Annotated in this window: 4 protein-coding genes; 1 reads left to right on the top strand and 3 read right to left on the bottom strand. The window is 45.7% G+C overall.

The window, feature by feature from the left end; translation table 11 throughout:
• Positions 1-1,380, top strand: a 1,380-nt coding sequence (locus G7Y32_RS09950) for an N-acetylmuramoyl-L-alanine amidase family protein (protein WP_435796731.1), incomplete at its 5' end; no start/stop codon positions are given.
• Between the two features lie 212 nt (positions 1,381-1,592).
• Here the strand turns inward: G7Y32_RS09950 and G7Y32_RS09945 are convergent.
• From G7Y32_RS09945 to G7Y32_RS09935, 3 genes are all read right to left on the bottom strand, one after another.
• Entirely contained in the window at positions 1,593-4,388 is a 2,796-nt protein-coding gene (locus G7Y32_RS09945) for a cation-translocating P-type ATPase (protein ID WP_165213321.1), read from the bottom strand.
• A 317-nt stretch (positions 4,389-4,705) separates the two neighbouring features.
• Complete coding sequence (locus G7Y32_RS09940; RefSeq protein ID WP_165213319.1) at positions 4,706-9,859, bottom strand: GbpC/Spa domain-containing protein; 5,154 nt, start codon at positions 9,857-9,859, stop codon at positions 4,706-4,708.
• Positions 9,860-10,216: 357 nt separating this feature from the next.
• The gene (locus G7Y32_RS09935; RefSeq protein WP_165213309.1) at positions 10,217-13,498 is read right to left on the bottom strand and encodes a GbpC/Spa domain-containing protein; all 3,282 of its coding nucleotides are present in this window, start codon (positions 13,496-13,498) and stop codon (positions 10,217-10,219) included.
• Between the last annotated feature and the right edge of the window lie 219 nt (positions 13,499-13,717).

Raw genomic sequence — 13,717 nt, 5'->3', positions numbered from 1 at the left:
TACGGTCACGTCTTTATTGATGATAAAACTGGCCAAAAGGTCAGCGGCGTTCAGTATATCAACGGCGAGGAATACCATTTTTCAAGACTTTATTATAATAATTTCCTCGTTAAAATTGGCAAAGATGGTAAGGCCTATGATTATCGAGGAGAATTGCTGACCCCTGGTCTTAAATTAGACGATGTTTCAGCTAATGTTGATCCTATTTTGATTAACAAAGACAATACCTTGGCTCGCCATACGCTTTACTGGGGCTCTATCAACTATCATCCACTGCGGCCCCACCTTGGCGATATTAAAACAGGCTACCTCTATTTTGACCAAGAGGGTTATGCCGTTAGAGACAAGTTAATAACAGTTGACGGCAAGACCTACTACTTCAGTCAAGACGGTTTTGCCATTACCAACAGCAGCCAGACTATTGATGGTAAGACCTACTACTTTAATGAAGATGGTAACCCTATCACCAGCCAATATAAAGAAATAGGGGGCAACTGGTACTATTTTAACAAGGAAGGCCACATGTTAACCGGCTGGCAAACCATTGATAATACCCAACGCTATTTTGATAAAGACGGCGTACAGGCCAAAAATGGCGATTATACTATTGATGGTACCCTCTATCACTTCGATGCCGATGGCAATCCATCATCTGGTAAGCAAAATGAAGAACACCCTAGCATCACCGGTCATTTTGAAATGTCCAGCAATGGTTACGGTCACGTCTTTATTGATGATAAAACTGGCCAAAAGGTCAGCGGCGTTCAGTATATCAACGGCGAGGAATACCATTTTTCAAGACTTTATTATAATAATTTCCTCGTTAAAATTGGCAAAGATGGTAAGGCCTATGATTATCGAGGAGAATTGCTGACCCCTGGTCTTAAATTAGACGATGTTTCAGCTAATGTTGATCCTATCTTAATCAATGATGACCATACACTGGCGCGCAACAAACTTTATTGGGGTTCCATTAACTATCATCCACTGCGGCCCCACCTTGGCGATATTAAGACCGGTTACCTCTATTTTGACCAAGAGGGTTATGCCATTAGAGAGAAACTGGTGACAGTTGATGGTAAGACCTACTACTTCGGTCAGGACGGTTTTGCCATTACCAACAGCAGCCAGACTATTGATGGTAAGACCTACTACTTTAATGAAGACGGTAACCCTATCACCAGCCAATATAAAGAAATAGGGGGCAACTGGTATTACTTTGACAGGGAAGCTGGTCAAGCACTGACTGGCTGGCAAACCATTGATAATACCCAGCGCTATTTTGATAAAGACGGCGTGCAGGCTAAAGATGGAGACTATACTATTGATGGTACCCTCTATCACTTCGATGCCGATGGCAATCCCAGTCGCATAGACTAATTCTGATTAGTTCCTTCTTCCGCTTTAGATAGATACTAAAGAAGCCCCGATTCCAGATGGAGTCGGGGCCGTTTTTTATGGACAAGCTTTTATGAACACCTTTGAAACTCAAAATGCTACACTGTTGGCTTCGCCATGCTCCACTTTAGGATACAAACTAGGCTTGACTTATTTTCCACAGACTACCTGCGGCTTTTCTCCTACTCCTAGTTTCATTTTGATTTTCTTTGAGAATGAGTGCTGTATCTTTGACGCAGCCAAGCTTTTCTGATTTCTTCAATCAGGAAGATTGGAATTGGACAGAGTATGAGGATACCCCATTCTAAGCTGGAGATTGGCGCAGTGTTAAAGAGACCATTGAGGAAAGGAATATAAGCCAAAAGGCTAAAGAGGAGGATTTCGAGGGCCAGACCCAAGTTGATGGTACGGTTAGTAAAGAAACCTCGCTTAAAAATGGACTGACTCTGGGTCCGACAGTTCATGACCTGACCAATTTGGCAAAAGATGATAGCGCCCAGAGTCATAGTGGTTGCTTCCCGGTAGAACTCTCCGCTTGCAGGCAGGTCCGTTAAACTTTGACCGTGCAGGGCAAAAACCGCAAAGAAGGCAAGCATCGCTACTAGGGCCTCCATACCACCATACCAGAGAAAGGATTTTACTAGCATCTTAGGATTGATGAGGCGATCAGTCTTGGCTCGGGGCGGCTGGTTCATAATACCTTCTTCCGGCTGTTCAACGCCCAATCCCAAGGCAGGCATCATATCACTCCCTAGGTCTATAGCTAGAATTTGCATAACGCTCAAAGGCAGAGGGACAAGACCTTTAGAAAAGAGAAAGACCGCTGATGGCACCGCTTCAGAAGTGTTACTATTAAAGATATAGCTGAGGAACTTACGCAAGTTACTATAGATGGCTCGACCTTCTTCAATGGCCCTAACAATGGAGGTGAAGTGGTCATCCGTCAGAATCATATCCGCCGATTCCTTGGCCACATCAGTACCGGTAATCCCCATAGCTACACCGATATCAGCCTTTTTGAGAGCGGGAGCATCATTGACCCCGTCTCCTGTGACAGCGACAACATGGCCCAGCGCTTGCAGATTGGTAACAATGCGGAACTTTTGTTCCGGAGCAATCCGAGCAAAGATGACTTCATCCTTGAGAGCTTCTTGCAAGTCGGTATCAGACATACCCTCTAAAATCCGGCCGCTGATGACCCGTGGCTGCTCAGTTTTAACAATACCAATACTCTTAGCAATGCTGACAGCGGTCAGATCATAGTCCCCGGTCATCATGATGATCCGGATATCAGCCGCATGGCATTTGACAACAGCCTCTTTGACGCCTTCACGAGGAGGGTCTTGCATAACCAATAGCCCCATGAAAATCATATCTTTTTCAGCAGTGTCAATGGTAGCAGCTGCAATATTTGATTCGTCGTCGTAAAGTCGACAGGCTAGAGCCAAGACTCGCAAGCCCTTTTGCGCATAGGCATCATTGGCTCTCAGGATAGTTGATTTTTCACGTTCGCTCAGCTCCCTGATCTGACCATTTTCACGAATATAGGGGCTAAGTTCCAAAATTTCTTTTGGGGCTCCCTTGGTAAATGAGGCTGTTGCTTTGCCGTCAATAGCCTCTGCAAGATGGTTAAAGGTGGTCATCCGCTTGCGATCTGAATCAAAAGGGAGTTCCTTAATCCGATAATTTTCGGATTCATTGTCTGATAAATCAATCCCAGCCTTTTGGGCAGCCACTTCTAAGCAGGCTTCAGTTGGATCCCCCAAAACTGTATAATTAGGATTGTCAGCGTTGGGATTGCTGATTTTGGCATTGCTGCAGAGGGTTGCGCCTCGCAAGAGCCAATTGAGGTCGGTATCTTGGGCTGCCCTAACCTCTTGACCATGAAGGAGCACCTGGCCAACAGGCGCATAGCCCAGACCTGTCAACTTGTACTCTTTCTTAGGGGTCCAGAGATTGTGAACAGTCATCTCATTCTTGGTTAAAGTCCCTGTCTTATCTGAACAAATGACCGAGGTTTCTCCCAATGTTTCAACAGAAGAGAGCTTCTTGACTAGGGCGTTCTGCTTGGCCATTCTTTGTACAGCCATAGCTAAGGATAAGGTAATAGTGGGCAGGAGCCCTTCCGGAATGAAGGCGACAATCATCCCCAAAGAGAAGATGAAGGCCTTAGCCATCGGCTCTTTGACAAAGAAGACAGAAGCGATAAAGAAGAAAATACCAACACTCATGGCAATGAGTGAAATCTGTTTGGTCAGACGATCCACTTCCTTTTGCAGAGGGCTCTTTTCATCAGCCACTGTCTGGGTCAAGTCAGCAATTTTACCAAATTCTGTCTGCATGGCAATCTTGGTGACCGCAACTCGAGCCGAGCCATTAGCGACTGTTGTCCCTGCAAAAACTAGGTTGTCAGCTTCCAGAGCAGTAATATCGCCATCGGTGACAACCTTGGCATTCTTGCGGACAGGATTGGATTCCCCTGTCAGGGCTGATTGGTTGACCTGCAAATCAGTTGAGAGAATGATCCGAGCATCAGCCGAAATTTTGTCTCCTTCTTCAATCAGGAGGATATCACCCGGTACCAGATCCTCAGCTAGGATCTTCTGCTCGATTCCATCACGGACAACTCGAGCATAAGAGGGTAGCATATTTTTCAGAGCATCGGTCGCTTTTTGAGCTCGATTTTCTTGGATGAAACTAAAGACACCATTGATCACATTGACCAACCAAATAGCAATTCCCAGCTCAAAGGTTCCTGAGAGAATAGCTACCAGACCGCCTACCCAGAGGAGGATGGCCATTAGACTGGTAAAATTCTTGAAAAACTTTAGCAGCTTAGATTCCTGCTTGCCGCTGGCCAAAAGGTTTTTGCCGTATTGGCTTTGCCTTTGGCTGACCTCTTCATTATGAAGTCCTGTTTGGCGGGTTGCTAAACTTTGGTAAAGCTCCTCCGTCGAGAGACTTTGATAGTTATACGATTGGTCACTCATGTAACCGCCTTCTTTCTAATTACACCTACATTTTAGCACTATTTGGAAAAAATGGAAGAAAAACCTGAAAAGAAATTAATGCTTTCATCTATTGCAAAAGAGAGGACTTCAATCCTCTCTTTTATCATTTTTATTAGACTTGTTGAAAAACTAAGGCATTTTATAATTGATAAGACCACCAATAACTCAGTTTAACCATTTTTAAATGTTCTGAGTAAAATTTCAGGGCTTTCATCTCCAGTTTTCATGACATTAGCATTCCAGTTTTGGTTACCGAACAAGTCTATTGGAAAATCTTGTCTAAAATTTGTTCAGGCTTAATATTCCTCACGCTTTTTCAATGAACCAAGCAGGGTTGCAGTCGCAAAGGCTGTCATCCCTATACCAAAGACAGCCAGTCCATAGCTATTGCGTTCACCAGTCTGTGGCAGCGTCTTTTCAGATGTCACAGGTACTGGGGTCGGCTCAGCAACCTTAACAGGAATGACAGATTCCTTAGGCGCTGGTTTTTCTGGTTTAGGATCCTTGAATGTTTCAACTATCAAATTCTTGTGCCATTTCACAGAAATTTGTTTGCGTTCCGGAGCTTCTGGTATTTCTGGAACGTCTACAGTTGGTTTGTAATTTGGTTCAGCTGGTGGTGTTGGAGGGGTGGGCTCTGAACCTGGATCAGCCGGTATTTCTACAATGTCGTATTTTGGTGCCATTGGTGGGGTCGGCGGCGTTGGCTCATCTGGCACCGATGGCACATCTACCTCTGGCTTCACATCCGGCGCTGTTGGTGGGGTCGGCGGCGTTGGCTCGTCCGGTACAGATGGAACGTCTACCATCGGCTTCACTTCCGGCGCTGTTGGGGGCGTCGGTGGCGTTGGTTCGTTCGGTACCGACGGAATGTCTACCTCTGGCTTCACGTCCGGCGCTGTTGGGGGCGTCGGCGGCGTTGGCTCATCTGGCACCGATGGAACGTCTACCATCGGCTTCACGTCCGGTGCCGTTGGGGGCGTCGGTGGCGTTGGCTCGTCTGGCACCGATGGAACGTCTACCATCGGCTTCACGTTCGGTGCTGTTGGGGGCGTCGGTGGCGTTGGTTCGTTCGGTACAGATGGCACATCTACCTTTGGCTTCACGTCTGGTGCACTCGGTGGAGTCGGTGGTGTTGGCTCGTCTGGCACCGACGGAATGTCTACCATCGGCTTCACGTCTGGTGCACTCGGCGGTGCTGGGGGCGTTGGTTCGTCTGGCACCGATGGAACATCTACCATCGGCTTCACGTCCGGTGCCGTTGGTGGAGTCGGTGGCGTTGGTTCGTTCGGTACAGATGGCACATCTACCATCGGCTTCACGTCTGGTGCACTCGGTGGAGTCGGTGGCGTTGGCTCATCGGGAACTGGCGGAAGATCCAACTTCGGTGTTGGAATCACTGGGGTTGGTGGGGTCGGCTCTACTGGAGGCGTCGGCTCATCGGGAACCGTAACGGTTGGTTTTTCTCTTGGTTCCGTTGGCGGCGTCGGCGACGTTGGCTCCTTAGGAGGCGTTGGTACATCAATTATTTTTGGCGTCGGCGGTGCTGGAGGCGTCGGTTTTTCTGGTGCCTTTGGTTCTTCTCCTGGATCCTTAGGGAAACCGACATTTGAATTAATCGCAAACCAGTAAACGGTCGGTTGGGCTTCTGCATTGGCGCCTGATGCTGTAAATACCAGATGACCATCAGTCATCTTAACCCCTGCACCACCATAGTAGAGGTAAGGCGAATCTGCGTCGTCCCAACCACGCAGGGTAGGTGTCGTTTCACCATTAAAGACTGCACCATTTTCGATATACTGGTTATCTTTTTCTGATGTTACTTCCTTAGTGGCAGGATTATAGGTAACACTTGAGTTTGGAATAGCAACAAACTCTTTATTTCCAATATTAACAAACTCTTGATGCTCGATCGTTTGGAATTTCTTCTTAGGGGTAAAGCTAATCAACCCCGTTGCCTGATCAACCACGTAGGTCCCAAGAATGTCATCCTGATCTCCAAATTTGTATTCCTCGAGACCTGTTGAATGGCCATTCCCGCCGCCTGAAGCATAGACAGCATTTCCAAATACAGTCGTTTCTTTTTCTACAACCCAGCCTTGTCCATTCCAGCCAGCCTTCTGGGCAATAATCTTAAGTGGATTAGACTCTGAAATATTAACCGTCTTGCCACCAAAATCAGCATAACCCGATTTTACCACTGGAGCACCATTATTAAGATTTGGTGCACTGCCATCCGCATAAGGATTCCATGTGCCACGAACTGTATTGCCATCAATATCTTTGGCTTCTACAACAAGTTCACGCGGTTTATCCGATCCATTAGCATAAGCGGCTCCCTTCCAGTGATTGAGAGAGTTGAGAGCAACGATAGCCTTGCGCTGAGAGAGATCATACATCTGACCATTTTCATTGTAGAACTCAATATCTACTGCGACCTTAATCGACTCTCCTGGCTTATCGGTTGACGCTCCGACTGTTAGAGTAACTGTTGGATCGGCATCCACTTTGGCAATTCCTTTGCCATCGTATGATGGAAGGTTGAGAATTTCATAGCGATAAATGACGCGGCTGATGTCACGCTCGACACCATCAACGATCATCTTTGACTTAGACAGGCCATCGTAGGTGACAGAGAATTTGTCACCGACTTTAATGCTCAGCCATTCAGCCTCATTATTGGCATAAGGAGTTGTACTAACAACGTCACCTGCTTGAAGTTTGTTAGAGTCGTACTGTTTAACCCCACCATCATTAGCCAAACGTTGCTGGGCATCTCGAGTCACATAAGCACTGATACCATCAATCTTATGAGTGGCACTAGGTTCACGTAAGAAGGTCAGCTCTTGAGTTGCTTGAACTTGAGTTAAACCAGTATCAGCTAAGAACTTATCATAAGCCTCTTTAGCATTTTCATACTGTTTTAGAGCTGTTTCATACTCTAAAAGCTTAGTATTATAATCAATGGTGTCTTTTTCAAACTGGGCTTTATCAGCATTGTATTTGGCTTCAGCTTCGGCATTAGCCTTATCCGCTTCGGCCTTCTCAGCTGTCTTAGCATCATACTCGGCCTTATCGGCATCATATTTAGCTTTAGCCTGATCGTACTCGGCCTTTTTAGCATCATATTCCGCTTTAGCTGTATTGTAGGCATCTCTTGCGGCTTGATTTTCTGCTGTGATTTGTTGGTTTTGAGCCTCTGCGGCGGCTTTAGCTTGAAGCGCCTGATTATAAGCTTCAAGATCTTTTTTATACTGCTCTTTAGCAGCTTCATAGACAGTAACGGCCTTATCATACACTTCTTGTGCAGCAGTATTGTCTGCTTCAATCTGTGCATTCTTGGCTTCAACATCTGCCTTGTCTGCTACAGCTTTATCATAAGCGGCCTTGTCTTGGTCATACTTAGCCTGTGCTGCTTGATAGTCAGCTTGTGCCTTTTCATAGGCGGATTGAGCAGCAGTGTTATCTGCTTGAATCTGTTGGTTTTGCGCTTCTGCGGCTGCTTTATCGGCTACGGCCTTATCATAAGCGGCCTTGTCTTGCTCGTACTTAGCCTGTGCTGCTTGATAGTCAGCTTGTGCTTGCTCATAGGCTTCTTGCGCAGCTGCGTTATCTGCTTGAATTTGGCGATTTTGTGCTTCTGCAGCTGCCTTGTCTGCTACAGCTTTATCATAAACCGCCTTGTCTTGCTCGTATTGAGCTTGAGCTGCCTGATAAGCCGCTTGGGCTTGCTCGTAAGCGGTTTGAGCGGCTGTATTATCAGCTTGGATTTGGCGATTTTGTGCTTCTGCGGCTGCCTTAGCGGCTACGGCCTTATCATAAGCGGCCTTGTCTTGCTCGTACTTGGCTTGGGCAGTTTGATAATCAGCCTGTGCCTTTTCATAGGCGGATTGCGCGGCGGCGTTATCCGATTGAATTTGGCGGTTTTGTGCTTCTGCAGCTGCTTTATCGGCTACGGCCTTATCATAAGCGGCCTTGTCTTGCTCGTACTTGGCTTGAGCAGTTTGATAATCAGCCTGTGCCTTTTCATAGGCGGATTGCGCGGCAGTGTTATCCGATTGAATTTGGCGATTTTGTGCTTCTGCGGCTGCCTTAGCGGCTACGGCCTTATCATAAGCGGCCTTGTCTTGCTCGTACTTGGCTTGAGCAGTTTGATAATCAGCCTGTGCCTTTTTATAGGTGGATTGAGCGGCAGTGTTATCGGATTGTATCTGTTGGTTTTGCGCTTCTGCAGCTGCTTTGTCAGCTACAGCCTTATCGTAAGCCGCCTTGTCTTGCTCGTATTGAGCTTGAGCTGCCTGATAAGCCGCTTGTGCCTTTTCATAGGTGGATTGAGCGGCAGTGTTATCCGATTGAATTTGTTGGTTTTGCGCTTCTGCAGCGGCTTTATCCGCTACCGCCTGATCATAGGCAGCCTTGTCTTGCTCATACTTGGCTTGTGCCGTTTGGTAAGCAGTTTGCGCTTGTTCGTAAGCGGCTTGCGCTGCAGCGTTATCTGCCTGCGTTTGCGTGTTTTGCGCTTCCGCGGCTGTCTTAGCGGCTACCGCCTTATCGTAAGCCGCCTTGTCTTGCTCGTACTTGGCTTGAGCCGCTTGGTAAGCAGTTTGCGCTTGCTCATAGGCGGCTTGAGCGGCTGCATTATCCGATTGAATTTGTTGGTTGGTTGCTACAGCCTGATCATGTGCTACTTTGGTAGATTCATAAAATGATTTCGCAGCTTCATATTTAGTTTGTTCGTCGTTGTAAACTTGAAGAGCTGATTCATAAGCTGCTTTAGCCTCAGCATTGCGAGCATCAGCTTTGGCTTTTTCAGCAACTGCTGCTTCGTAAGTTGCTTTAGCAGTGTCATACGATGCCTTAGCCATTTCATATTGAGCAAGATCGCTATCATACTGAGCTTTCGCTTGCTCATAGGCGGATTGCGCGGCGGCGTTATCTGCTTGGATTTGAGTATTTGTTGCTATCGCTGCTTCGTTTGCTTTTACAGCTGCTTCATACTCAGCCTGTTTTTGAGCATAGTCAGCATCTGCAGCTTTTTGGGCTTCAGTAGCTGTCTTCACTTCTTGAACCTGCGCTTGATTGTCAGCTGCAGCTGCTTCAGCAGACGGTTGAACTTGGGGCTCAGTCTCTTCCACCTGAACACCCGCTTGTTCAGCCTTGGTTTTGGCATCCTCTAAGGCAGATGAGGTCACTTGACTCGTCACCGTTGTCGTATCATCTTCCTTTTCTACAGAAACTACGCTAGTCGTTTCCTGATCAGCAGCCGCCGAACTTACTCCCATGTCGGCCGTACTGCTAGTCGGCTGGCTTGTACCAGCTCCAGAATTACCTGCCGTTTCATCAGCCAATACAGTAGGGGCACTAAGGACAAAGACAGCTGTCCCAAGTAAGACAGACGCCGCACCAAAACTGTATTTTCTGATAGAAAAACGTTGTGCATTTTTTTCCATTTGAAAATTTTCCTCCAAAATTATTCATCTCTCTCGCACTTAAAGTTTTAGAAAATTTAAACACGCAATTTAGATTATAACACAGTAATTTGTTACTACAAATTAATTTGACTTAAAAAATACTGTATTGAAAAGAAATGAAAGCGCTTATAAGAAAATAACTTTTCTACTTTAATATTCAGAAATATTATCAAATGCTATCCGTGATGAAGTTTGATTTATTGCTTGGTGCCTATCCAATAAAAAAAAGAGAAGATCCGAAGATCTTCCCTCAAATTTATCATGATATGAACTCAGGAAGGGTGGGCTGAGTTCGATCTAGATAAATAATTGACAAATTAGGTTGGAACTGATGGTTTAGTTTTCTTTGCGCTTCATCGCACCGAGCATCGTTATGATGGAGAAGGCAATAATACCGGCACCGAAGACGGTCACACCATAGCTGTTGCTATCACCAGTCTGAGGCAGAGTTTTTTCTGCAGCCGGTTGCGGCTGAGCAGGGGTTGGATTTTCTGACTTGACCGGTTGTACAGATTTTGGTGGGGTGTTTGGAACTGTTGGAGGGGTTGGAACTCCTGGTTTAGGAGTCTTCACGCTTTCAACAATGATGTTCTTATGCCATTTCACTGAAGGTTTTGTTGGCGGGGTTGGCTCATTTGGAACCTCAACAGAAATCGTCTTAGGTGGCCGAGGAGGATTAGGAAGGGTCGGAGCTTTTGGCTCGTTTGGTTTCTTAGGGACAACTACTGTTATGGTCTTAGGTTTTGTTGGCGGTACTGGGGCAGTCGGTGGGGTTGGCTTATGTGGCTCACCTGGGACCTCAATTGTTATCATCTTAGGTGGTTCTGGAGCTACTGGCGGCGTTGGTGCAGTTGGCTCATGTGGTTCACCTGGGACTTCAATTATTGTCATCTTAGGTGGTTCTGGAGCTACCGGTGAGGTTGGTGGGGTTGGCTCATGTGGTTCACCTGGAACTTCGACGATAACCTTCTTTGGTGGAGTTGGCGGAGTCGGCGCCTTAGGTTTTGGTGGCTCTTCTCCTGGATTCTTAGGATAACCAACAGTGGAGTTGATGGCAAACCAGTAGATTGTTGGCGCACCTACGGCATTGGCACCTTTAGCCGTAAAGACAAGGTGACCATTTGTCATCCGCATACCAGCACCACCGTAATAGAGGTAAGGTGAGTCTTCATTATCCCAGCCTGGAAGTGTGGGAGTTGATTCCCCATTAAAGACTGCACCATGCTCAATGTATTGATTATCGGCTTGAGAAGTTACTTCATGGGTATTAGGATCATAAGTAACACTTGAGTTTGGAATAGCAATATATTGGTTATCCCCAATATTAACAAACTCTTGATGTTCAACATTTTGGAATTTTTTCTTAGGTACGAAGGTAATCAGACCAGTTTCAGCATCTACATAGTAACTACCGATAACGTCATCTTTTTGAACACCTTCATCCTCATAGGAGTAGTTTTGACTTCCGATTGAGTGGGCATTAGCACTACCGGATGCTTTAACAGAACTTTCCTCAGTAATGGCTTCACCTGTGAGCGTTTCAAGGCTGTTTGGAGCAACAGTATAACTTTGAGTGACAATTTTGAGCGGATTATCAGCCGAAATAATGACAGTCTTACCGCCGAAGTCTGCATAGCCAGACTTCGTTTGGACTTCACCATTCTTAATGTCTGGATGGCTGCCATCAGCATAAGGATTCCAAGTACCACGTACAGTATTGCCTTCAGTATCCCGAGCTTCAACTGTTAAAGCACGCGGCATATCTTCCCCAGATACATAGGCTGCACCAGTCCAGTGGTTAAGTGAGTTGAGAGCTACGATAGCTTTACGCTTGGTCAAATCATATTTTTGACCATTCTTGTCATAGAACTCGATATCAACGGTAACTTTAACAGCCTTATTAGGATCATCAGTTGAAGCACCGACAGTCAAGGTAACAGTTGGGTCGTTGCTTACTTTAGCAATACCTGCCTTGTTAAATGATGGCAATTCATCAATACTATAGTGATAGATAACCTTATTAATGTCCTGCGGAACACCTTCGATAATCATCTTGGATTGAGACAGGCCATCGTAAGTTACAGTGAACTTATCGCCTTCTTTGACTTGCAGCCATTCGTTGTCCTTATTACCATAAGGACTATTAGTAACAACATCGCCTTCTTTAATTTCATTTGAACGGTATTGATTAACAGCGCTTGTTCCAATGCGTTTTTGTGCTTCAGGTGTCAGGTAAGTATTGATACCTTCAATGGTGTGAACCGCATCTTTTTCGCGCTCAAAAATCAATTCTTGAGCGGCTTGAGTTTCTGTCAGATTGTGGTCAGCTAGGAATTTATCGTAAGCATCCTTAGAGTTTTTCCAATGTTCATATTTGGTTTGGTATTCAGCCAATTGATGCTCATATTGGGCCCTGGCTTGATTATAAGCTTCCTTAGCCTGATTGTATTTTGCTTCATTTTCAGCATTGATCTTTTCCGCTGCTGCTTTCTCAGCTAACTTGCTGTCGTAGGTCGACTTGGCGGAATCGTACTTAGCCTTATCTTGCTGGTACTTAGCCAAGTCTTGATCGTACTTGGCCTTAGCTTGATCATAAACCGCTTTTTCTTGGTCATACTTGAGCTTGGCAGCTGCATTAGCCTTATCAGCTGCTGCTTTTTCAGCTAGTTTACTGTCATAAGTAGCCTTGGCGGAATCGTACTTAGCCTTATCTTGCTGGTACTTAGCCAAGTCTTGATCATACTTGGCCTTAGCTTGATCATAAACCGCTTTTTCTTGGTCATACTTGAGCTTGGCAGCTGCATTAGCCTTATCAGCTGCTGCTTTTTCAGCTAGTTTACTGTCATAAGTAGCCTTGGCGGCATCATATTTTTTCTTGTCCGCATTATATTGAGCAAGCGCTGAATCATAGTCGGCCTTAGCAGCATTGTAAGCTTGCATTTCTTGGTCATACTTGAGCTTGGCAGCAGCATTGGCCTTATCAGCCGCTTCTTTTTCTGCCAGACTCACTTCGTATTGAATCTTTTGTTGAGCGTACGTTGCTTTGTCAATATTGTACTGAGCAAGGGCAGCATCGTAAGCAGCCTTATCTTGATTGTACTGAATCATAGCCGCATCGTAGGCACCTTTAGCTTGGGCATTTAACTTATCGGCTGCCGCTTTTTCAGCTGATTTGCTATCATACTCAGCTTTGGCTTTTTCATAAGCAGCTTGTTGAGTTTGATAGTCAGTTACCGACTTGTTGATTGCCTCTGCTTGCGCCTTGTTATCAGCATCAGCAGCTTCAACAGAAGGTTGGACCTTCGCCTCAGTTTCCTCAGCAGGGACATTAGCCTTTTGTGCATTTTCCTTAGCTGTTTCCAATTCAGGTGATGTTACTTCTTTAGTCGTTGTAGTGGTATCACCAACAGTCGTCTGATTAATCACCTTAGTTTGCGGACCAGCTTGATTCGCTGCTACTTCCGCAGAAGAACCAGCGTTATCAGCGGCTGGGACAGTCGAATTTTCGTCTGCCAGGGCAGTCGTTGCCGAAAGGGCAAAGGCTGCGGTTCCCAGCAAAACAGACGCTGCTCCAAAGCTATACTTGCGGATGGAATAGCGTTGAGAATGTTTTTCCATGTAATCTTTCCTCCCAGAAATTCTTTCCCTGTATTTAATAGATTAGAACCTTTAAATACTAATTAGTATTATAACAAAAAAATTACAATGAGCCAAACTATTCTGCTATTCAAATTATTTTTCGGAAAACTTTATGTTACTCAAAACCCAGTAGAATAGGGCTTTGAGTTATTTTCCTAGCTTAAAAATTTCTTTTTATAAAAACCAGGGTTGCTGGAT

This window comes from Streptococcus tangpeifui (genome assembly GCF_011038795.1).
Classification (GTDB): domain Bacteria; phylum Bacillota; class Bacilli; order Lactobacillales; family Streptococcaceae; genus Streptococcus; species Streptococcus tangpeifui.
This window is presented reverse-complemented; position numbering and strand designations above follow the sequence as displayed.